This is a genomic window from Streptomyces sp. UG1, from assembly GCF_049974585.1.
Classification (GTDB): Bacteria; Actinomycetota; Actinomycetes; order Streptomycetales; family Streptomycetaceae; genus Streptomyces.
The window spans coordinates 22,585-44,399 of the sequence record NZ_JBNGGG010000003.1 but is presented as its reverse complement, the minus strand read 5'-3'; the positions used below and the strand labels follow the sequence as shown (position 1 = coordinate 44,399).

General features: G+C 70.4%; 18 protein-coding genes. 6 read left to right on the top strand and 12 right to left on the bottom strand.

From position 1 onward, the window contains the following. Positions 1-33: 33 nt before the first annotated feature. The 10 genes from ACP4J3_RS04095 to ACP4J3_RS04050 form a co-directional block, all read right to left on the bottom strand. Positions 34-1,803 carry an IucA/IucC family protein gene (locus tag ACP4J3_RS04095; protein WP_426530455.1) on the bottom strand — a complete coding sequence of 590 codons (1,770 nt, stop codon included), beginning with the start codon at positions 1,801-1,803 and terminating at the stop codon, positions 34-36. Beyond that, positions 1,800-2,339 (bottom strand): GNAT family N-acetyltransferase, encoded by a 540-nt coding sequence (locus ACP4J3_RS04090; protein ID WP_426530453.1) that lies wholly within the window; start codon positions 2,337-2,339, stop codon positions 1,800-1,802. Before ACP4J3_RS04090 ends, ACP4J3_RS04095 begins: the two co-directional genes overlap by 4 nt. Further along, entirely contained in the window at positions 2,336-3,625 is a 1,290-nt protein-coding gene (locus ACP4J3_RS04085) for a lysine N(6)-hydroxylase/L-ornithine N(5)-oxygenase family protein (RefSeq protein ID WP_426530451.1), read from the bottom strand. The genes ACP4J3_RS04090 and ACP4J3_RS04085 overlap by 4 nt, the downstream gene beginning before the upstream one ends. Next, positions 3,609-5,051, bottom strand: coding sequence for a lysine decarboxylase DesA (gene desA / locus ACP4J3_RS04080; protein WP_426530449.1), 1,443 nt, complete (start codon positions 5,049-5,051; stop codon positions 3,609-3,611). Before desA ends, ACP4J3_RS04085 begins: the two co-directional genes overlap by 17 nt. A 145-nt stretch (positions 5,052-5,196) precedes the next feature. Continuing rightward, positions 5,197-6,006 (bottom strand): siderophore-interacting protein, encoded by an 810-nt coding sequence (locus tag ACP4J3_RS04075; RefSeq protein ID WP_426530447.1) that lies wholly within the window; start codon positions 6,004-6,006, stop codon positions 5,197-5,199. A gap of 115 nt (positions 6,007-6,121) precedes the next feature. After that, a complete protein-coding gene (locus tag ACP4J3_RS04070; protein ID WP_426530445.1) occupies positions 6,122-7,168 on the bottom strand; it encodes an ABC transporter substrate-binding protein in 1,047 nt (348 codons plus the stop codon). Positions 7,169-7,300: 132 nt separating this feature from the next. Continuing rightward, positions 7,301-8,461, bottom strand: coding sequence for an acyl-CoA dehydrogenase family protein (locus tag ACP4J3_RS04065; RefSeq protein ID WP_426530443.1), 1,161 nt, complete (start codon positions 8,459-8,461; stop codon positions 7,301-7,303). Positions 8,462-8,467: 6 nt separating this feature from the next. Beyond that, complete coding sequence (locus ACP4J3_RS04060) at positions 8,468-9,421, bottom strand: hydroxymethylglutaryl-CoA lyase (RefSeq protein WP_426530441.1); 954 nt, start codon at positions 9,419-9,421, stop codon at positions 8,468-8,470. Then, positions 9,418-11,331, bottom strand: a complete 1,914-nt coding sequence (locus ACP4J3_RS04055) for an acetyl/propionyl/methylcrotonyl-CoA carboxylase subunit alpha (protein ID WP_426530909.1) — start codon at positions 11,329-11,331, stop codon at positions 9,418-9,420. Before ACP4J3_RS04055 ends, ACP4J3_RS04060 begins: the two co-directional genes overlap by 4 nt. A gap of 20 nt (positions 11,332-11,351) precedes the next feature. After that, a complete protein-coding gene (locus ACP4J3_RS04050; protein WP_426530439.1) occupies positions 11,352-12,968 on the bottom strand; it encodes a carboxyl transferase domain-containing protein in 1,617 nt (538 codons plus the stop codon). A 105-nt stretch (positions 12,969-13,073) separates the two neighbouring features. Between ACP4J3_RS04050 and ACP4J3_RS04045 the strand changes: the two genes are divergently transcribed. The 4 genes from ACP4J3_RS04045 (at position 13,074) to ACP4J3_RS04030 (ending at position 16,482) form a co-directional block, all read left to right on the top strand. Next, entirely contained in the window at positions 13,074-13,667 is a 594-nt protein-coding gene (locus ACP4J3_RS04045) for a TetR/AcrR family transcriptional regulator (RefSeq protein ID WP_426530437.1), read from the top strand. Between the two features lie 56 nt (positions 13,668-13,723). After that, complete coding sequence (locus ACP4J3_RS04040) at positions 13,724-14,299, top strand: Uma2 family endonuclease (RefSeq protein WP_426530907.1); 576 nt, start codon at positions 13,724-13,726, stop codon at positions 14,297-14,299. Positions 14,300-14,403: 104 nt separating this feature from the next. Next, a complete protein-coding gene (locus ACP4J3_RS04035) occupies positions 14,404-15,561 on the top strand; it encodes an acyl-CoA dehydrogenase family protein (RefSeq protein WP_194045791.1) in 1,158 nt (385 codons plus the stop codon). 54 nt (positions 15,562-15,615) lie between these two features. After that, entirely contained in the window at positions 15,616-16,482 is an 867-nt protein-coding gene (locus tag ACP4J3_RS04030; RefSeq protein ID WP_426530434.1) for an acyl-CoA thioesterase, read from the top strand. 76 nt (positions 16,483-16,558) lie between these two features. Here ACP4J3_RS04030 and ACP4J3_RS04025 read toward each other — a convergent pair whose 3' ends face one another. Then, the gene (locus tag ACP4J3_RS04025; RefSeq protein WP_426530432.1) at positions 16,559-17,347 is read right to left on the bottom strand and encodes a phosphatase; all 789 of its coding nucleotides are present in this window, start codon (positions 17,345-17,347) and stop codon (positions 16,559-16,561) included. Positions 17,348-17,429: 82 nt separating this feature from the next. Next, entirely contained in the window at positions 17,430-18,899 is a 1,470-nt protein-coding gene (locus ACP4J3_RS04020) for a PucR family transcriptional regulator ligand-binding domain-containing protein (RefSeq protein ID WP_426530430.1), read from the bottom strand. 200 nt (positions 18,900-19,099) lie between these two features. Between ACP4J3_RS04020 and speB the strand changes: the two genes are divergently transcribed. Both speB and ACP4J3_RS04010 read left to right on the top strand, forming a co-directional pair. After that, a complete protein-coding gene (gene speB, locus ACP4J3_RS04015) occupies positions 19,100-20,068 on the top strand; it encodes an agmatinase (RefSeq protein ID WP_426530428.1) in 969 nt (322 codons plus the stop codon). Further along, positions 20,065-21,762 carry a thiamine pyrophosphate-binding protein gene (locus tag ACP4J3_RS04010; RefSeq protein ID WP_426530426.1) on the top strand — a complete coding sequence of 566 codons (1,698 nt, stop codon included), beginning with the start codon at positions 20,065-20,067 and terminating at the stop codon, positions 21,760-21,762. The genes speB and ACP4J3_RS04010 overlap by 4 nt, the downstream gene beginning before the upstream one ends. Positions 21,763-21,815 lie beyond the last annotated feature (53 nt).

Genomic DNA, 21,815 nt, shown 5'->3' with positions numbered 1-21,815 from the left:
GTACTCCGGGGTGCCCGCCCGTTCTCGGGGGCTTTACAGCCCTGCGATGGGGTTCTTCAGGTTGCCGACGAGCTGCAGGGCGCCCGCCGGGTCCGCCAGGTCCACCATCTGCCTGTTGTTGCGGAGCTGGAGGCGGTTGAGGCAGGACAGCGCGAACTCGGGGGCGAACATGTCGTACTGCTTGAACTTGTCGGCGAGTTCGGGGACCGATGCCTGGTACTCGCGGGTGACCTCGGCGACCGTGCGCCAGAAGTCGTCCTCGTCGAGGATCCCCTCGGCGGCGAGGTTCGCGGCGAGGAAGCGGAAGAAGCAGTCGAAGACGTCCGTGAAGAGGGACAGGAGCTTCTTCTCCTCGGGCACGTCCACACGCAGCCGCTCGACCGCCGGCGGCAGCACCGCGTCCACGTCCATCACCGCGATCTCCTCGGCGATGTCCTTGTAGATCCCGCGCTGAACGACGCCGTCCTTCAGAACCAGGATGACGTTCTCGCCGTGCGGCATGAACACCAGGTCGTAGGCGTAGAAGCTGTGCAGGAGGGGGGTGAAGTACGCCCGGAGGTAGCGCCTCAGCCACTCCACCGGGGCCAGACCAGACCGCTCGATCAGCGCGCCCGCGAAGGACGCGCCCTCGTGGTCGACGTGGACGAGGGAGGCCATGGTGGCCAGCGACTCACCCTCCTTGAGCTGCGTCACCGGGCTCTCGCGCCACAGCGCCGCCAGCATCTTGCGGTACGGCGAGTAGCGGTCCGTCGCCGCCTCGTACTCCAGGTGCCGGTAGCCGACGGCGGCACGCTCGCGGATGATCGACAGGCCGGTCGACCTCAGGACCGGGTCGTTGTCGATGAGCTGGGCCAGCCAGTCGTTGATGGCCGGGGTCGCCTCCATGTACGCGGCCGACAGTCCGCGCATGAAGCCCATGTTGAGGACGGACAGGGCCGTCTTGACGTAGTGCTTCTCGGGGCTTGAGGTGTTGAAGAAGGTCCGGATGGACTGCTGGGCCAGGTACTCGTCGTCGCCCTCGCCCAGGCAGACCAGGTGCTGGCGGGCGACCTCGGCGGCGAAGGTGACGGTGAGCTTGTTCCACCACTGCCAGGGGTGGACCGGGATGAGGAGGTAGTCCGCCGGGTCGAGGTCCTTCTCGCGCAGGACGCCGTGGAAGCGCTCGACGGTCTCCGCGCCCAGTTCGTCGCGTACGAAGGACTCGTACTCGATGCCGACGCCGGCCGTGAACGCGGCGCGCGAGCGGTGGGCCGCCAGCCAGACCAGGCGGACCGGGCTCGCGGTCTCGGGGGCGTACGACAGGTACTCGTGGATGCCGAAGCCGAGCCGGCCGTTGTTGGCGACGAAGCAGGGGTGGCCCTCGGTCATGCCGGTCTCGATGGCCTGGAAGCCGGACCGGGCCAGCTCGGCGACCGGGACCTGTGGCTTGGTCAGCTTGTAGCAGGTGCCGGAGAGGGTGGAGGAGATCTCCTCCAGATAGACCGGCAGGACCTCGTCGCTCAGGCCCAGGGACTTCTGCAGCTCGACGAAGAAGTCCAGGGCGGCGAGCGGGAGTTCGGTGCCGTCACGGTGGCGGGTGATCGAGTCGGCGTCGACCTGCCAGTGGTCGAGGGCGCGGAGCACGGCCGTGAAGGTGTACCGGGTCAGGCCGTCGTCGCTGCGGACGACGTACTGATCGCCGTCCCGTTCAGGGGTGATCAGCCGCTCGTGCGCGAACTCGGCGAGGGCCTTGCGGATCAGGAGGCGGTTGGCCCGCGCCCAGCGGTGGGGGGACAGATGCGCTACGGCGTCGGACAGGGTCATACGGCTACTCCTCGGGCGGCCAAGAACTGCTCACGGGTGCAGAAACTGAGCAGCGCCTTCTTCTCCGGCTTCTGGATCTCGCGCTCGGGCACAAAACCCACGGCCTCGTTCAGGGCGTGGACGGCCTTGTTCGTCACGTCGGGCTCGACGACGACGCGGCGGGTGCGCGGGTCGGCGAACAGCTCGTCCATCACGGCGGTGATGACGGCCCGGGTGAAGCCGTGGATCGGCCGGTCGGTCGGCGCGACCAGGAAGTGCATGCCGACGTCGCCGGGCTCGGGCTCGTACAGGCCGACCAGCTCGACGTACCGGGGGTCGTATTTCTCCATCAGGAAGGCCGGTTCGCCGTCGTGCAGGCCCAGGTAGGCGTGGTGGTGCTCATGGGCCGCGATGCGCATGTACTCGCGCTCGACGTCCTGGAGCTTCGCGTCCTGCATCATCCAGAAGGCCGCCTTCGGGTCGGTGACCCAGCGGTGCAGCAGCTCGGCGTCCTTCAGCGGGTCGAGCGGGCGGATGGTGAACGTACCGATGCTCATGCGGCGAACTCCTGGAAGGCGATGGTCTTCTCGACCGGGTAGTACTCGGTGCCGAGCAGCTCGCGGATGATGGACGCGTTCCGGTACGGGCCCATCCCCAGGTCGGGGCTGGTGATGCTGTGGGTGTGGACGCCGGCGTTCTGCAGGAAGACGCCGCGGCCCGTGGTGTCGATGGCGTAGTTGCGGCCGACGTCGAAGCGGCCGTGGCCGTCGAAGCGGAGGCGGTCGCGGACCCCGGCGAGGAACGCCGGCGGCTCGTAGTGGTAGCCGGTGGCCAGGACCAGGCCCTCGGTGTGGATCTCGAAGTCCTTGCCCTGCTCGTCCTGGCGGAAGCCCAGCGTGTACCGCCCGTCCTCGTAGGTCGCGCTGTGCAGCGAGGAGTTGGTGAGCAGACGGGTGGGGACCGGGCGGCCGCCGCTGGTGACGTTCTTCTGGTACAGCAGGTCGAAGATCGAGTCGATCAGCTCCGAGTTGATGCCCTTGAACAGGCCCTTCTGCTGCTTCTCCAGCCGGTAGCGGGTCTCCTCGGGCAGCGCGCGGAAGTAGTCGATGTAGTCCGGGGACGTCATCTCCAGTGTCAGCTTGGTGTATTCGAGGGGGAAGAAGCGCGGGGAGCGGGTGACCCAGTTGAGCTGGTAGCCGTGGACGTCGATCTCGGCGAGCAGCTCGTAGTAGATCTCCGCCGCGCTCTGACCGCTGCCGACGATCGTGATCGACTTCTTCCGCTGCAGCTCGGCCTTGCGGTGCATGTACTGCGCGTTGTGGAAGAAGTCGCCGCCGAGGTCCGCGCACGCCGCCGGGACGAACGGGGTCGTGCCCGTGCCGAGGACGAGGTGCCGGGCGCGGTAGGTGTCACCGGCGGCGGTCTTCACGACGTAGGTGTCGTCTTCGTACGTCACCTCCGTCACCGTCGTGCCGAAGCGGATGCTGCTCAGCTTGCTCGCGGCCCAGCGGCAGTAGTCGTCGTACTCGACCCGCAGCGGGTAGAAGTTCTCGCGGATGTAGAACGAGTACAGCCGGCCCTTCTCCTTCAGGTAGTTCAGGAAGGAGTACGGCGAGGTCGGGTCGGCCAGGGTGACCAGGTCCGACATGAACGGGGTTTGAAGATGCGCACCGTCCAGGAACATGCCCGCGTGCCACTCGAAGTCCGGCTTGGATTCGAGGAAGACGCCCTCGAGTTCGGCGATGGGCTCGGTGAGGCAGGCCAGGCCGAGGTTGAAGGGACCGAGCCCGATTCCCACGAAGTCATGGGTTGTGGTGGTCGGGTTTTCAGGACGCGCGGTCAAGGGACTCTCCCAGGTACTGCTCGGCGTGGCCGGCGATCAGGTCGAGGACGGCGGCGATGTCCTCGGCCGTCGTCTCGGGGTTGAGCAGGGTGAACTTCAGGTAGTGACGGCCGCCGACCTTGGTGCCCGCGACCACCGCGTCGCCGGAGGCGAACAGGGCCTTGCGGGCGTACAGGTTGGCGCGGTCGATCTCGGCGGGGTCGGTGACCGCGGCCGGGATGTAGCGGAAGACGAGGGTGGAGAGGGTCGGCTCGACGACCACGTCGAAGCGGGGGTCGGCGGCCAGGAGCTTCCAGCCCTCCATCGCGAGGTCGCAGACCTCGTCGAAGAGCTGTCCGATGCCGTCGGCGCCCATCACGCGCAGGGTCATCCACAGCTTGAGGGCGTCGAACCGGCGGGTGGTCTGCAGGGACTTGTCGACCTGGTTGGGGATGCGCTCGGTGACCATGCGCTTCGGGTTGAGGTACTCGGCGTGGTAGGTCGCGTGGCGCAGGGTGGAGGCGTCCCGGACCAGTACGGCCGACGAACTCACCGGCTGGAAGAAGGACTTGTGGTAGTCGACGGTGACCGAGTCGGCGCGCTCGATACCCTCGATGCGGTCCCGGTGCTTCAGGGAGGCGAGCAGCCCGCAGCCGTAGGCGGCGTCGACGTGCATCCAGGTGCCGAACTGCTCGCACAGCTCGGCGATCTCGGGCAGCGGGTCGATGGAGCCGAAGTCGGTGGTGCCCGCGGTGGCGACGACGGCCATCGGGATCAGCCCGTCCCTGCGGCAGCGCTCCAGCTCATGGGCGAGCGCGACGGTCTGCATCCGCTTGTCGTGGCCGACGGGGATGGGCACGACCGCGTCCTGGCCCAGTCCGAGCAGTTTCGCCGACTTCTTCACGCTGAAGTGGCTGACCTCGGAGGCGAAGATCCGCAGTTTGGCCAGGGAGTCGGTCTTGGCCTCCTCGCGGGCCAGCAGCAGCGCCTGGAGGTTGGACTGCGTGCCGCCCGAGGTGAAGACGCCGTCGGCGTTCTCGCCCAGGCCTATTCGCCCCGTCGTCCAGTCGATCAGCTTGCGCTCGATCAGGGTGCCGCCGGCCGACTGGTCCCAGGTGTCCAGGGAGGAGTTGACGGCGGACAGCACCGCCTCACCGAGCACGGCCGGGATGACGACCGGGCAGTTGAGGTGGGCGAGATAGCGGGGGTGGTGGAAGTAGATCGCGTCCCGGAGGTAGACGTCCTCCAGCTCGTCGAGGACCGCGGAGGTGTCCAGCAGCGGCTTGTCGAGGTCGATCGCGTTGACGGCGGGGGCCAGGGCGTCGACCGTGACGCCGGTGAACGGACGGTCGGTGGCGGCGAGTTTGGCGGCCACCCGCTCGATACCTTCGGTCACGGAGCTGCGGTACCGCTCCGCGGTCGTGTCATTGAGCAGGTGCGAGCGCATGGGGAGGTCCTCCGGTGGGGCGGGCCGTGTGGTGCGGGGCGCGTGGGGCGCACGAGGTGCGTGCGACTTAGGTTAGCCTAACCTAAGTTGCACGCATCGAGGGTTGCTTCGACCGTGACTGTGATCACGTGGATCCCAGGGGTGACTACTCGGCGGCGCGCAACTGCTCTTCGGTCATCCCGTGGCGCCAGTAGCCGACGAACGTCACCCGTCGCCGGTCGATCCCGCGCTCACCGACGAAGTGCCGGCGCAGCGCCTTGACGTGGCCGGACTCGCCCGCGATCCAGACGTACGGACGCTCGGCGGGCGGGAGCCGGTCGGCGCGGATGGCACCGAGGCCGTCCTCCTGGACCAGCCAGGTGATCTCGGCGTCGGCCTGCGTCACCAGATCCTGGATGTCCCCGGCGTCGCGCACCTCCAGCCACACCCGGGCACGGGTGCCGGCCGGCAGGGTCTCGAGGATGGCGGAGACGGCCGGTACGGCGGTCTCGTCGCCCCAGATGACGACCAGGTCGGTGTCCTCGGGCGGCCGGAACCGGATCGCCCGGTTGTCGGCGATGGCGGGCCCGAGCAACAGGACACGGTCACCGGCGGCGGCGCGGGCGGCCCAGATGGAGGCGGGGCCCGCCGGGGTGTGCAGGACGAAGTCGATGTCGATCTCGTCGGGGTTCCGGCGCAGGGCGCGCAGCGTGTAGGACCGCATCACGGCCCGTACGTCGTCGGGGAGTTCACGCCAGCCCTGCCACCAGCCGTCACCGAGCTCGATGGGCACGCGGGGTTCAGTCTGCCCCGGGTGCGGCAGGAAGAGCGACAGGGACTGGTCGCGCCCGTCGGAGAAGAAGTGCCGCAGATCCTCCCCACCGAAGGTGACCCGGACCAGAGACGGGGTGAGCCGCCGGGTCCGTACGACCCGGAGGGAGAAGAAACGGAACGGGGCGGCGACAGCGGTGGTCATGGGGTAACTCCTGAATCGACGTCAGGGAAGCCGACCTGCTTTTCAGGGGCGCGGGGAACTGCGCGACCAGCCACGACGGACCCGCAGTCGCCCGACAACCCCAAGTGGCCCTTTCTCAGGCGACCTTCTTGGCCTTCTCGATAGCCTCGGCAAGGCTGGTCAGCAACGGCGTGCACTTGTCGTAAGAAAGAATCGGCTCAGGCGACCGCGCAATGACCTGCCCCGCCTTCACCGCCGGCAGCTTCTTCCACGTCGCCTCGGTGATGTCAGCCGGCTGAATCGTCGAGGAGCGGTCGTCCATCATGATGATGTCCGCCGGGTACTTGTCGACGTTCTCCCAGCTCAGCGACTCGAACCAGCCGCCGCCCTCCTTCTTGGCGCTCTCCGGCGGCTCCACGAAGTTCACGCCGAGGGCCTTGAAGTACTCCAGGTCGATGGAGAGGTTGGTGCCGGAGACGTAGAAGATGTCCTGGCTGGCGGAACCGGCCATCACCTTGATCTCGGGCCGGGACTTGGCGGCCTTGCGCAGCCGCTCCGCCGCGGCCTCGAAGTCCTTCTTGGACTGGGCGACCTTGTCGGCCTTCATGTCCGCGCCGAGGGACTCGGCCAGCTCCCACATCTTCTGCAGCGGCTGGGTGAGCTGACGGTCGTAGACCGAGATGGCCGCGCTCGGGGCGAGCTTGGCGATCTTGTCCTTGGATGCCTCGGGGACGTACCAGAGGGTGCCGGCGCTGTCGAAGGTCGTGGAGATGAGGACCTCGGGGGCGAACGCCGCGTACTGCTCGACGTTGAACTGGTCCCAGACGTTGCCGAAGACCGTCAGCTTGCTGACGTCCATGTCGCCGGCCTGGACGTCCGCCTTGCCGTCCTGGGTCTTGGTCGGGCCGAAGACGCCCTTGACCTCGATGCCGTAGTCGTACAGGGCGGCCGCGACCCCGACGAAGGCGACGATCTTCGTCGGGACCTTGTCGAGCTTCACGGTGGTGCCGCGGTCGTCCTTGAACGTCCAGGGGCCGGACTTGGCAGCCGTCGTGGCCTCGCCCGAGCCACCGTTTTTCGTGTCCTCGTCCCCGCAGGCCGCGAGGACGGCTCCGAGGCCGAGGGCACCACCGGTGGCGAGGATGCCGCGGCGGGTGAGGTGGCTGGCTCTTGCGTTGGGCATGGCTACGCTGCTTTCGAACAGGGCGGATCACCGGCCGGACAATTCGAAGGTAGGTTAGCCTAACCTCAGCTGATGTCCAGGGGTGGGGGCCCTTGAGATCGAAGCTGTGGCTGCCCTATGGGATGCGCACCCTCAGCCCGCGAGCCCCAACTCCCTTGCAATCAGCATGCGTTGGACTTCGCTGGTGCCCTCGCCGATCTCCAGGATCTTGGAGTCCCGCCACATCCGGGCCACCGGATACTCGTTCATGAAGCCATAGCCGCCGTGGATCTGCGTCGCGTCGCGGGCGTTGTCCACCGCGATCGTCGACGAGTACAGCTTCGCCAGCGCCGCCTCCTTCTTGAAGGGCTCCCCGGCGACCAGCCGGGAGGCCGCGTCGCGCCACGCCAGCCGGGCCGTGTGGGCCTTCATCTCCATGTCGGCGATCTTGAACTGGATGGCCTGGTTGGCGCCGATCGGCCGGCCGAAGGCGTGGCGTTCCTTGGCGTACTTCACCGACTCGTCCACACAGCCCTGCGCCAGGCCCGTCCCCAGCGCCGCGATGGCGATCCGGCCCTCGTCCAGGATCCGCAGGAACTGCGCGTATCCACGGCCCTCCTCGCCCAGGAGGTTCGCCGCCGGGACCCGGACGTCGGAGAAGGACAGCTCGCGGGTGTCGGAGGCGTTCCAGCCGACCTTGGAGTAGGGCGCGGCGACCGTGAAGCCCGGGGTGCCGGACGGGACGATGATCGAGGAGATGAGCGGCTTGCCGTCCGGCGCCCGGCCGGTCACCGCCGTGACCGTGACCAGGCCCGTGATGTCCGTACCGGAGTTGGTGATGAAGCACTTGGTGCCGTTGATCACCCACTCGTCGGTCTCCGGGTCCAGGCGGGCCGTCGTGCGTGTCGCGCCCGCGTCCGAGCCGCCGTCGGGCTCGGTCAGGCCGAAGGCGCCGAGGATCTCGCCGGAGCAGAGGCGGGGGAGCCACTGCCGCTTCTGGGCCTCGGTGCCGAAGAGATGGACCGGCATGGCGCCCAGCGAGACACCGGCCTCCAGGGTGATGGCGACCGAGGAGTCCACCCGGGCCAGCTCCTCCAGCGCGATGCCCAGCGCCAGATAGTCGCCGCCCATGCCGCCGTACTCCTCGGGGAACGGCAGACCGAACAGGCCCATGCGGCCCATCTCCCGCACGATCTCGTACGGGAACTCATGACGCTCGTAGAAGTCGCCGATCTTCGGCGCCACGACGTCGTGGGCGAACTCCTCCACCGTGCGGCGGAGTTCCTCCAGTTCGGGGGAGAGACGGTGGTCCATGGCGGTTCACTGCTCCTTGTGGTCCTCGTGGTCCTCGTGGGACAGGGCTCGGACGGTGCGGGACGGGCTGGGTCGGCCCAGTTGCTCGGCCATCCACGCGCTCGTGGCGACGAGGCGATCGAGGTCGACTCCGGTGTCGATGCCGAGGCCCCGCAGCATCCACAGGAGGTCTTCGGTGGCGAGGTTGCCGGTGGCGGACTTGGCGTACGGACAGCCGCCCAGGCCGCCGGCGGAGGCGTCGATCGTGGTGACGCCGTGTTGCAGGGCGGCGTAGGTGTTGGCGAGGGCCTGGCCGTAGGTGTCGTGGAAGTGCACGCCGATGACGTTCGTCGGCACGCCCTCCTCATTGAGGAGGGAGAGCAGTTCGAGTACGTGTCCCGGTGTCGCGACGCCGATGGTGTCGCCCAGGCTCAGCTCGTCGCAGCCCATCTCCCGCAGCGCCTTGCAGACGCGGACGACCTGGTGGAGCGGGACAGCGCCCTCCCACGGGTCGCCGAAGCACATGGAGACGTAGCCGCGCACATGCAGACCCTCGTCCTTGGCGCGCCGCACCACCGGGTCGAACACGGCCAGCGACTCGTCGAGGGTGCGGTTGAGGTTGGCCTTCGCGAAGGACTCCGTGGCGCTGGCGAAGACGGCGACCCGGCGGGCGCCCAGGGCCAGGGCGCGGTCCAGGCCGCGGCTGTTGGGGACGAGGACGGGCAGGTGCACGCCCTGAAGGCCGCTGACGAGCGGGAACAACTGCTCGGCGTCGGCGAGTTGGGGCACCCACTTGGGGTGGACGAAGCTGGTGGCCTCGATCGTGGTGAGCCCCGCTTCGGCGAGGCGGCGCACGAACTCCGCCTTGACCTCGGTCGGGACGGTCGACTTCTCGTTCTGCAGCCCGTCGCGGGCGCCCACCTCGTGGATGCGGACCCGGGCGGGCAGCTCCGCGGCCGGTACGGCCATGGGCAGGGTCATCGCTCCTCCTCCACCGGGTTGACGACCGCCAGGACCTGGTCCATGGCGACCGTCGTGCCGGGTGTGACGTCCAGTTCGGCGACCGTGCCGGCGTGCGGGGCGGAGATGACGTGCTCCATCTTCATCGCCTCGACGACCAGCAGGCTCTGCCCGGCGGCCACCTCGTCCCCGACGGCGACCTTCACGACGGTGACCGTGCCGGGCATGGGCGCGGTGAGCGAATCGGCGCCGGCGTGCGCGGCCCCGGAGAGGGAGGCGGCGACCGGGTCGTGGTCGCGCACGTGCCAGGCGTCGCCGTCGCGGCCGAGCCAGTCGGCGGCGCGGTGGAAGGTGTGACGGACGCCGTCGAGGGTGACGGCCACCTGGTCGTCCGTGACGGTGTGCGTCCCGCGCGGGGTGTATTCCACGGGTTCGGTGATCCGCAGCGGGAAGGCCACGGGCCTGGGCTCGCCGCCCAGCCGCCAGCCGCTCGGCACCGAGAACGGATCCACCCAGCCCTCGGCCGTCGGCCGCAGCGCCTCCAGGCGTACGGCCGCCGCGGCTTCGTACACCTCCTCCGGTACGTCGGTGGGGACCAGGTGATCGACGACGCGCTCGACCAGCCCCGTGTCCAACTCGCCCGCCACGACCGCCGGGTGCGCGAGCAGCCGCCGCAGGAACCCGGCGTTCGTCTGCACGCCCAGCGTCACCGTCTCCGCGAGAGCGGCCCGGAGCTTCCTGAGCGCACTCGCGCGGTCGGGGCCGTACGCGATCACCTTGGACAGCATCGGGTCGTACAGGCTCCCGACCTGAGTGCCCTCGCCGAGCCCGGAGTCGGTGCGGATGCCGTCGCCCTGGGGCTCGCGCAGCCTGAGGACGGTGCCGCCGGAGGGGAGGAAGCCGCGTGAAGGGTCCTCGGCACAGATGCGGGCCTCGATCGCGTGCCCGGTGAGGCGGAGGTCGTCCTGCGCGAAGCCGAGCGGCTCGCCCGCCGCCACCCGCAACTGCCACTCCACCAGGTCCACCCCCGTGATCAGCTCGGTGACCGGGTGTTCCACCTGGAGGCGGGTGTTCATCTCCATGAAGTAGTACGAGGACGGGTCCTCGCTCGGCACGATGAACTCGACCGTGCCCGCGCCCCGGTACCCGCAGGACCGGGCCGCCTGCACCGCCGCCTCGCCCATCGACGCGCGCGTGGCCTCGTCGAGGAGCACGCTGGGCGCCTCCTCGATGATCTTCTGGTGCCGGCGTTGCAGCGAGCACTCGCGCTCGCCCAGGTGGACGACGTTGCCGTGGCCGTCGGCCAGGACCTGGATCTCGATGTGCCGGGGCCGGTCGATCCACCGCTCGACCAGGAGGGTGTCGTCGCCGAAGGAGGCGCGGGCCTCGCGGCGGGCGGCGGCGATCTCGTCCTCCAGCAGCGACAGGTCCCGGATCAGCCGCATGCCCTTGCCGCCGCCGCCCGCGCTGGGCTTGAGCAGCACGGGCGCGCCCAGCTCGCGGGCCGCGTCGGCGAGTTCGGGGTCACGGCCACCGGGCACCACCGGCACCCCGGCCGCCTTCACCGTCTCCTTGGCGCGGATCTTGTCGCCCATGAGGGAGATGGCGTCCGCGGGCGGCCCGATGAAGACCAGCCCGGCGTCGGCGCACGCGCGCGCGAAGTCGGCGTTCTCCGCGAGGAAGCCGTAGCCGGGGTGGACGGCCTGGGCGCCGGTGCGGGCGGCGGCCTCGAGGAGCCGCTCTACCGACAGATAGCTCTCGGCCGCCGGCGCCGGACCGATCCGTACCGCCGTGTCGGCCTCGCGCACATGGCGGGCGTCGGCGTCCGCGTCGGAGTGCACGGCCACGGAGCGCACGCCCAGAGACCGCAGCGTCCGGATCACGCGTACGGCGATCTCGCCCCGGTTGGCCACGAGCACGGTGTCGAACATGGTCATCCTCGAAATCCCCCTCACATCCGGAAGACGCCGAACTGGGGCTCACCCAGAGGCGCGTTGCCGCAGGCGGTCAGTGCCAGGCCCAGCACCTGCCGGGTCTCAAGCGGGTCGATGACGCCGTCGTCCCAGAGGCGGGCGGTGGCGTAGTAGGCGTTGCCCTGGCGTTCGTACTGCTCACGGACGGGCGCCTTGAAGGCCTCCTCGGCCTCGGCCGGCCAGTCCTCGCCGCGTGCCTCCAACTGGTCGCGCTTGACGGTCGCGAGGACCGAGGCGGCCTGCTCGCCGCCCATGACGGAGATCTTGGCGTTGGGCCACATCCACAGGAAGCGGGGCGAGTACGCCCGCCCGCACATGGAGTAGTTCCCGGCGCCGTAGGACCCGCCGACCACCACCGTCAGCTTCGGCACGCGCGTGCAGGCGACGGCCGTGACCATCTTGGCGCCGTGCTTGGCGATGCCGCCGGCCTCGTAGTCCTTGCCGACCATGAAGCCGGAGATGTTCTGCAGGAACACCAGCGGGATCCCGCGCTGGTCGCACAGCTCGATGAAGTGGGCGCCCTTCTGGGCGGACTCGGAGAACAGGATGCCGTTGTTGGCGACGATGCCGACCGGGTGGCCGTGGATGCGGGCGAAGCCGGTGACCAGGGTCTGCCCGAACTCGGCCTTGAACTCCGCGAAACGGGAGCCGTCGACCACGCGCGCGATGATCTCGCGCACGTCGTAGGGGGTGCGGGAGTCGACGGGGACGGCGCCGTAGAGGCCGTACGGGTCCACCTTGGGGTCGACGGAGGGCTCCGGGCGCCAGGGGAGGGCGCCGCGCGCGGGGAGGGTGGCGACGATGTCGCGCACGATCCGCAGCGCGTGCGCGTCGTCCTCGGCGAGGTGGTCGGTCACGCCGGACACCCGGGAGTGGACCTCGCCGCCGCCCAGCTCCTCCGCGGTGACGACCTCGCCGGTGGCGGCCTTCACCAGCGGGGGACCGCCCAGGAAGATGGTCCCCTGGTTGCGGACGATGACGGCCTCGTCGCTCATGGCGGGGACGTACGCCCCGCCGGCCGTGCACGAGCCGAGCACGGCGGCGATCTGCGGGATCCCGGCGCCCGACATCCGGGCCTGGTTGTAGAAGATCCGCCCGAAGTGCTCGCGGTCCGGGAAGACCTCGTCCTGCATGGGCAGGAAGGCGCCCCCGGAGTCAACGAGGTAGAGGCATGGCAGCCGGTTCTCCAGGGCCACCTCCTGCGCGCGCAGGTGCTTCTTCACGGTCATCGGGTAGTAGGTCCCGCCCTTGACCGTGGCGTCGTTCGCGACGATCACGCACTCGCGCCCGCTGACCCTGCCGATCCCGGCGATGACCCCGGCCGCCGGGGCCTGGCCGTCGTACAGCCCGTCGGCGGCGAGGGGCGCCAGCTCCAGGAAGGGCGAGCCCGGGTCGAGGAGGGTGTCCACCCGGTCCCTCGGCAGCAGCTTGCCGCGTGCGCAGTGTCGTGCGCGGGCCTTCTCGCCGCCGCCGAGCCGGGCCGCGGCGAGCTTGCCGCGCAGCTCCTCGGCGAGCGCCTGGTGGGCCTCCTCGTTGGCCCGAAAGGCCTCCGACGCGGGATCAGCCGCGCTGTGAAGCTCCGGTGCCTCATGCATCCTGCGGTCCCCTCACCCAGTGGTCGCCTGTTGGCGCGTGTTAATGAGCGTTAACCATTTCCTCCAGGTTAACGACCGCTAACCTCCCTGTCTAGAATTGTTTTCATGGCCACCAGAACCGACGCCCCCACCCGCCGCGAACAGATCCTCAAGGAGGCCGCGCGGCTCTTCGCCGAACGCGGTTTCCACGGCGTCGGCGTCGACGAGATAGGTGCCGCCGTGGGCATCAGCGGCCCCGGTCTCTACCGGCACTTCGCCGGCAAGGACGCGATGCTCGCCGAGCTCCTTGTCGGCATCAGCGGCCAGTTGCTGACGGGCGCGAAGCGGCGCCTCGCGGAGGCCGACGGGGTGCCCGCCGAAGCGGTCCTCGACTCCCTCATCGAGGGCCACATCGACTTCGCCCTCGACGACCGCCCCCTCATCACCCTGCACGACCGCGAGCTGGACCGCCTGCGCGACAGCGACCGCAAGCTCGTACGGCAGCTCCAGCGGCAGTACGTCGAGCTGTGGGTGGAGGTGGTGCGCAAGGTCTACCCCGACCTGACCGAGCCGACGGCCCGCTCGGCGGTGCACTCGGTGTTCGGGCTGCTCAACTCGACGCCGCATCTGGGCAGGCCGGGGGCGCTGCCGGGGCGGGGGACGACGGCGGGGCTGCTGCATCGGATGGCTCGGGGGGCGTTCGGGGCGGCGGGGGGCTGAGCTGCGGCGACGGGCCCGTCGGAGGGCCTCCGGCTCGGTACTCTGGGTCCATGGGCATGGACTACGCGAAGATGCGCGCGATCGCCGAAGAGCTCGGGGCCTACGCCGAGCAGCTCGAAGGGGCTTGGAGCGTCGAGATCGGGCCGTCCGGGCCGATACTGGCCATGATGTGCCCGTCCAAGCGCCATGAGGGCACGGTCCGCCGCATCTGCAAGCAGCTGGACGACCAGCTTCTCAGCACGCATCCCGGCTACATCTGCGCCAGCGGTCCTGAGATCGAGCATCCCGCGATCGGCCGCATGCGCCTCCCTGACGCGGTCGTCATCCCAGAGGCGGTCCTCGACGAGGAGGGCGTCGCCGTCGACGCGACACAGGTTCTGGCGGCCGTCGAGATCGTCTCGCCGTCCAACCCCAACAACGACTACGTGGAGAAGCTCGACGACTATCCGGCCATGGGCATCGCTCACTACATGATCGTCGACCCACGCACCGGCACTATCGAGGTCCACTCCGATCCGTGCAAGGGCCGCTACATGCGCAAGGACCCGTACATCTACGGGGACTCGGTGCCGTTCGGTCCCTGGACGGTGGAAACTTCCGCTTTCCGGCGGTACGGCAAGGCCGGTAACTGACGGGATCGGGGTGGCCAACGTCACCCTGGACGCCGCAATGTACTCACCAGTATCTTCAGTCTGAGCAAGCGCTTAGACATGTCAAGGTACGTGGAGGTGGCGGCGTGCGCCGTACGGTGTTCAACGAGGATCACGAGGCGTTCCGGGAGACCATCCGCGCCTTCATCGAGGCCGAGGTCGTTCCGGTCTACGACGAGTGGTTCGCGGCGGGCCAGGCGCCCCGCGACTTCTACTACAAGCTCGCCGAGCTCGGCGTCTTCGGCATCCGCGTCGACGAGGAGTACGGCGGCGCCGGCATCGACTCGTACAAGTTCGAGGCGGTGATGTACGAGGAGACCGCCCGCGCCGGTGTGCAGTTCGGCGGCTCCGGTGTGCACGTGCTGCTCGGCCTGCCGTACATCAAGATGCTCGCCACCGACGAGCAGAAGAAGCGGTTCCTGCCGAAGTTCGTCTCCGGTGAGGAGATGTGGGCCCTGGCGATGACCGAGCCGGGGACGGGGTCGGACCTCGCCGGTATGAAGACCACCGCCAAGCTGAGCGAGGACGGCACGCACTACGTCCTCAACGGCGCCAAGACCTTCATCACCGGCGGCGTGCACGCCGACCGCGTCATCGTCTGCGCCCGCACCGACGCGCCCAGCGCCGAGGACCGCCGCCACGGCATCTCCCTGTTCGCCGTGGACACCAAGTCCGAGGGCTACTCCGTCGGCCGCAAGCTCGACAAGCTCGGCCTGAAGACCTCCGACACCGCCGAGCTGGCCTTCGTCGACGTCAAGGTCCCGGTCGAGGACCTCCTCGGCGAGGAGAACAAGGGCTTCTACTACCTCGGCCACAACCTGGCCTCCGAGCGCTGGGGCATCGCCTTCGGCGCCTACGCCCAGGCCAAGGCCGCCGTGCGGTTCGCCCAGCAGTACGTGACGGAGCGCACCGTCTTCGGCAAGCCGGTCGCCAGCTTCCAGAACACCAAGTTCGAGCTGGCCGCCTGCCAGGCCGAGGTCGACGCCGCCGAGGCCGTCGCCGACCGCGCGCTGGAGGCCCTGGACGCCGGCGAGCTGACGCCCGCCGAGGCCGCGAGCGCCAAGCTGTTCTGCACCGAGGTCGCGCACCGTGTCATCGACCGCTGCCTCCAGCTGCACGGCGGCTACGGCTTCATGAACGAGTACCCCATCGCCCGCCTGTACGCGGACAACCGCGTCAACCGCATCTACGGCGGCACCAGCGAGATCATGAAGTCGATCATCGCGAAGGACATGGGCCTGTAAGAAGGACATGGGCCTGTAAGGGGCCTGCAACTACCCGCCAATAGAAAAGGTGCCATGAACCAGGCACTTCAGGGTCTCCTCGATCTGCTCGACCTGGAGCAGATCGAGGAGGACATCTTCCGCGGCCAGTCCCGCTCCGCCGTCGTCCCGCGCGTCTTCGGCGGACAGGTCGCGGCCCAGGCGCTGGTCGCCGCCGGCCGCACGGTCCCCGCGGACCGGCCCGCCCACTCCCTCCACGCGTACTTCCTGCGCATGGGGGACCCGGGCGCGCCCATCGTCTACAACGTCGACCGCATGCGCGACGGCCGCTCCTTCACCACCCGCCGGGTGGTCGCCGTCCAGCACGGCAAGCCGATCTTCGCGCTGTCGGCGTCCTTCCAGACGTACGAGGAGGGCCTGGACCACCAGGCCCCGATGCCGCCCGCGCCCGACCCGGCGACGCTGCCCACCTCCGAGGAGCGGCTGCGCGGCTACGACCACCTCGACCCGGCGGTCGTCGAACGGTTCCTGGAGGCCCGCCAGGCGGTCGACCTGCGCTATGTCGACGAGCCGCCGTACGGAAAGTTCGGCGAGCCCCGCGAACCGCACTCCCAGGTCTGGTTCCGCACCAACGGCAAGCTCGCCGACGACCCCCTGCTGCACGTCGTGCTCGCCACCTACGTCTCCGACATGACCCTCCTCGACTCCGTGCTGCTCGCGCACGGCCGCGGCGGCTGGGCCGTCGGCGACGTGGTCGGCGCCTCGCTGGACCACGCGATGTGGTTCCACCGCCCGTTCCGCGCGGACGAATGGCTGCTGTACGACCAGGAGTCGCCGTCGGCGTACGCCGGGCGGGGGCTCGGACAGGCCCGGATCTACACACAGGACGGGCGGCTCGCGGTGTCGGTGATCCAGGAGGGCGTGGTCCGGGTTCCGCGGTGACGGTCCAGCGGAGGTGTCGTCACACTGCCGGGCGAGGTGGCCGACTCCCCGGAGACGGCACCGGGCTGACCCGGGTTCAGGTGAGCCCCGCCTCCGCCAGCAGGTACGCCGTCATCGGGTCGTAGTACCGCGGGCTCACCACATGGTCGTCCAGCGGCACCACCACCTGCACGGTCCCCTCCGCCTCGGCCAGGAAGAGCGCCGGGTCGTTGCAGTCGGCGTATCCGACGGAGTCGATGCCGTGCTGACCGGCGTACCCCGCCCAGCCGTGGTCGGCCACGACCAGGTCCGGCAGGGGACGTCCCGAGAGCTCGAGCCCGGTGAGGATGGCCTTCATCGGCTCGCCGGAGTGGGTGTGCCACAGGGTGGCGCCGTGTTCGAGGACCGCTACGTCCGCGAACTGCATCACATAGCCCTCGTCGGTCTGCAGGCCGTCCGGGATCACGACGATCTCGCAGCCCGCCGTGCGCAGCGCCGCAGCCGTCGCGCGGTGGACGTCGAGCAGGCCGCCCGGGTGGCCCGTCGCGAACAGCACCCGCTGGCCGCCGTCCGCCGCCTTGCGCAGCCGCGCCGCCATCCGCTCCAGCGCGGCGACCGTCAGCTCGGGGTCGATGGTGTCCTGGCCGTGCCGGTGCTCCGCGTCGTCGCTCACGCCGACGCGCTCCGCCATCACCGCGAGGACGTCCTGCTCGTCGCTCCAGCGGTCGCCGAGTTCCAGGCCCAGCCAGTAGTGGCGGTCGCCGTTCGCCAGCTTGCGGTAGTGGGAGAGGTTGTTCTCGCGGGGAGTGGCGACGTCACCCGCGATACGGGTTCTGACGAGGTGGTCGACGAGCTCGGCGCGGCTGGGTGTCCCGGGTATCGGCATGGTTCCCATTGTGAGGCAGCCGACTGTGGGAACGGCCGCGTCCGGGGCGCGTGCGACGTGGGTCACTGTGCGGATCGGCGCATCACCGCTCGATGTGGCGCAGGGCGAACCACAGCTCCATCCGTACGTCCGGGTCGTCCAGGTCCGTGTCGAGCAGCGCCGCGCACCGCGCGATCCGCTGACGGACCGTGTTGCGGTGCACGGACAGCGCCACCGCGGTGCGGTCCCAGCTTCCGTGCAGGGAGAGCCAGGTGCGCAGGGTCTCGGTGAGCGGGGCCGTCAGGGGCGCGAGGAGCGTGCGGGCGTGGACCTGCGCGTCGTCGGGGGAGAGCAGGTCGGTGAGGGCCGGGCGGTGGGCGCCGTGCCGGACCAGGGGAGTGCGGGTGGCCCGGGCGCGGGACAGGGCGCGGGCCGCCTGGGTGTCCGCCGCCGGCCAGTCCGGCGCCGCCGCCGGTGCGCTGACGCCCAGGGTCCAGCCCGGCTGCGGGGCCGGTTCGCGGTCCGCCGGGACGAGGACGCGTACGACGTCCCGCGCCAGGTCGACCAGTGGGGAGCCGAGGGCCGCGCCCAGCGCCGCGGCCGCCACCGGGTCGCAGGGCTGGGCGTCGGGCCGACCGTGGACCACGAACCGCCGGCCGGTCCCCAGCAGCGGCGCCACCGCCTCCGGTTCGGCGCCCAGCAGCAGCCGTACGAGCGCCGACGAGCGGGCCGCGCCCGACCCGCTCTGCTGCTCGCCGGTGAGCAGGGACAGCAGCACCGCGGCGACCGAGGCGATGGTGTGGTCGCCGGGTTCGCGGTGCGGGGCGGCGAGCCCCAGGACGAAGCCCTGGCCGGCGCCGAGGGCGTAGGCGGAGAGGTGGGTGCCGGCGGTGGTGTCGGTGGCGGAGGTGGGGGTCTTTGGACCGGAGGAGGGCCGTACGACCTCCGCGAGCGCGGCCAGTGATCCTCGGGCCGTCTCGTCAGGCCCCCGCCCCGCCGCCGCGATCCGCGCCCCTTCCGGCCCGTACAGCACCGCCCAGCCACCCACCCGCCGGGCGAGCTGTCGCAGCACGGCCCGTACCGGGTCCGGGTGCGAGGCCGCCGCCGCGAGGCCCTGCTGGGCCTCCGTCACCCGGCGCAGCTCGGCATGCCGGGCCTGCGCCATGAGCTGCCAGACCGCGCGGGCCACCCCCGAGAAGGTGGTCCGGGGCGGGACCTCGAGGAGCGGCAGCTCATGGGTGTCGCACGCCTCGACCAGCGCGCGCGGCACCGTGTCGTGCACGGGGGCGAGACCGAAGCCGAGGGCCGCGCCGCCCGCCGCGACGACCCTCGACACGTAGGCGTCGAAGTACGTCCCCGACCCCGCCGCCTCCGGGATGTGCACCCCGGCCGTCAGCAGCAGCTCCCCGCCCAGCAGATACGGATACGGGTCGGCCATCTCGGAGGTGTGCGCCCAGTGGATCACGATGCCGGGCCCCAACGGCCCGGCGACCTGGCGCAGCCCCAGGTCCTCGCGGGCCAGGAGCGCGGAGAGCGGGACCGGCGGGGTGGGCGGAACGACCGGGTCCGGCATATGTACGTTCCCTCCACCCAGTGCCGACGAGATGGATGAAACGTACACTTCACGGTGGCTTTCCGGCCACCTAGGGTCATTCCTCGCTGTCTTCCCTCGCCGCGTACATCGCCGTCTCCTTGATGACGAGGCCGACCGACGCGGCCGTACTCACATCAGAAAGCACATCGGAAAGCCCATCAGAAAGAAGGCGAACCCCCATGACCGGCAACGAGACGCCCCGTGGCCCCGTCGACTCCTCCCGCATCCCGCGGTACGCGGGCCCCGCGACCTTCGCCCGGCTCCCGCGCCTCGACGAGGTCGGTCGCGCCGACGTCGCCGTGGTCGGCGTGCCGTTCGACTCGGGCGTCTCGTACCGGCCGGGCGCCCGCTTCGGCGGCAACGCGATCCGCGAGGCGTCCCGGCTGCTGCGCCCGTACAACCCGGCGCAGGACGCGTCCCCCTTCGCCCTCGCCCAGGTCGCGGACGGCGGCGACATCGCGGTGAACCCCTTCAACATCAACGAGGCCGTGGAGACCGTCGAGGCGGCGGCGGACGACCTGCTCGGCACGGGCGCCCGCCTGATGACGCTCGGCGGTGACCACACGATCGCGCTGCCGTTGCTGCGCTCGGTGGCGAAGAAGCACGGCCCGGTCGCCCTGCTCCACTTCGACGCCCACCTCGACACCTGGGACACCTACTTCGGCGCCGAGTACACCCACGGCACGCCCTTCCGGCGCGCGGTCGAGGAGGGCATTCTCGACACCTCCGCCCTCTCCCACGTCGGCATCCGCGGCCCGCTGTACGGCAAGCAGGACCTGACCGACGACGAGAAGATGGGCTTCGGCATCGTCACCTCCGCGGACGTCTACCGCCGCGGCGCCGACGAGGTCGCCGACCAGCTGCGCCAGCGCATCGGCGACCGGCCCCTGTACATCTCCATCGACATCGACTGCCTCGACCCGGCCCACGCGCCCGGCACCGGCACCCCCGAGGCGGGCGGCATGACGTCGCGGGAGCTGCTGGAGATCCTGCGCGGCCTGGCTGGGTGCAACCTGGTCTCGGCGGATGTCGTGGAGGTGGCGCCCGCGTACGATCACGCCGAGATCACGTCGGTGGCCGCGTCTCACACGGCGTACGAACTGACGACCATCATGTCCCGCCAGATTGCGGAGGCCCGCGCGAAGTGACCCACGACCACGACCTGGTGCTCCGCCCGACGCCCGCGCAGGTTTCGGCGGCCCTGAACCCTCCCCCCGGCCGCAACGGCGGAGACCTGGTCGTGGAGACGCTGGCCGGCCTCGGCGCGACGACGGTCTTCGGACTGCCCGGCCAGCACGCGCTGGGCATGTTCGACGCCCTGCGCCGCTCCGACCTGCGCTACATCGGACTGCGGGTGGAGAACAACGCCGGGTTCGCGGCGGACGCGTACGGCCGGATGACGGGCGAGGCGGCCCCGCTGCTGCTGTCGACCGGGCCCGGGGCGCTGACCTCGCTGCCCGCGCTCCAGGAGGCTGCCGCCGCTTCGGCCCCCGTGCTGGCGATCAGCAGCCAGATCCCGACGGCGGGGCTCGGCGGCGGCCGCCACGGGTACCTCCACGAACTCCCCGACCAGGCGGCGTCGTTCCGGGGCGTGGTGAAGTCCGTCCACACCGTGCGCACCCAGTCCCAGATCCCCTCCGCCATCGAGGCGGCCTGGAAGTCGGCGCTGACGGCCCCGCACGGACCGGTGTGGGTGGAGATCCCGCAGGACGTGCTGCTCGCCGAGACGTCGATCCCGGTGGTGACGGGCGGCGACGCCTTCCCGGACGAACTCCCCCCACGCCCCGAACTCACCGCGCTGGCCGCCCACCTGCTGTCCCACGCCGCCCGCCCGGCGATCATCGCGGGTGGGGGAGTGGTACGGGCGGACGCCTCGGGCAAGCTGAAGCAGCTCGCCGAGCGCCTCCACGCACCCGTCGTCACGACCCCCGGCGGCAAGGGCGCCTTCCCCTGGAAGCACCCCTTGTCCCTCCAATCCTGGATCGAGGACCGATACACGACCGACTTCCTTCAGGACGCGGACGTACTCCTGGTGGTCGGCTCGGGACTGGGCGAACTGTCCTCCAACTACCACACGTTCAAGCCCCGTGGCCGGGTCGTGCAGATCGAGGCCGACCTCGGAAAGCTGGAGTCCAACCACCCGGCGCTGGGCATCCACGCGGACGCGCGGCTGGCGTTGCAGGCGCTGCTGGAGACGATCACCGAGCGCCAGGACCCCGCCGCGCCCGAGCGCGTACGCACGGTCCTCGCGAAGGTCGCCGAGCGCATCGCCGCGCAGGAACTCACCCTGGAACAGCAGGTGCTGGCCTCGGTGCGCCGTGCCCTGCCCGCCGACTCCCCGTCCTTCTGGGACATGACCATCCTGGCCTACTGGGCCTGGTCCGCCTTCGACGCCAAGGGCCCCAACCACCTGCACTCCGCCCAGGGCGCAGGCGGCCTCGGCTACGGCTTCCCGGCGGCCCTCGGAGCGGCGGTCGCCGACCCGACCCGCCCGGTCCTCGCGGTGTCCGGAGACGGCGGCGCCCTGTACTCGATCGCCGAGCTGGCGACGGCCCGCCAGTACGACCTGAACGTCACCTGGCTCATCGTCGACGACGGCGGCTACGGCATCCTGCGCGAGTACATGACGGACGCCTTCGGCGAGGCGACGGCGACGGCGACGGTGACGGAGCTGACGCGGCCGGACCATGTGGCGCTGGCGGAGTCGTTCGGGGTGCCAGGAGTGCGTACGACACCTCAGACCCTGGAGGCGGACCTGGCGAAGGCGCTGTCCGAGCCCGGGCCTTCGGTGGTCGTACTTCCGGCGGTGCTGCGGATGTTCGCGCCGACGCATCTGGGCTGAGCGCGCCAGAGGGAAGTCGCCGTGTTCCAGGGGCCGTTGACGGCCATGGCAGG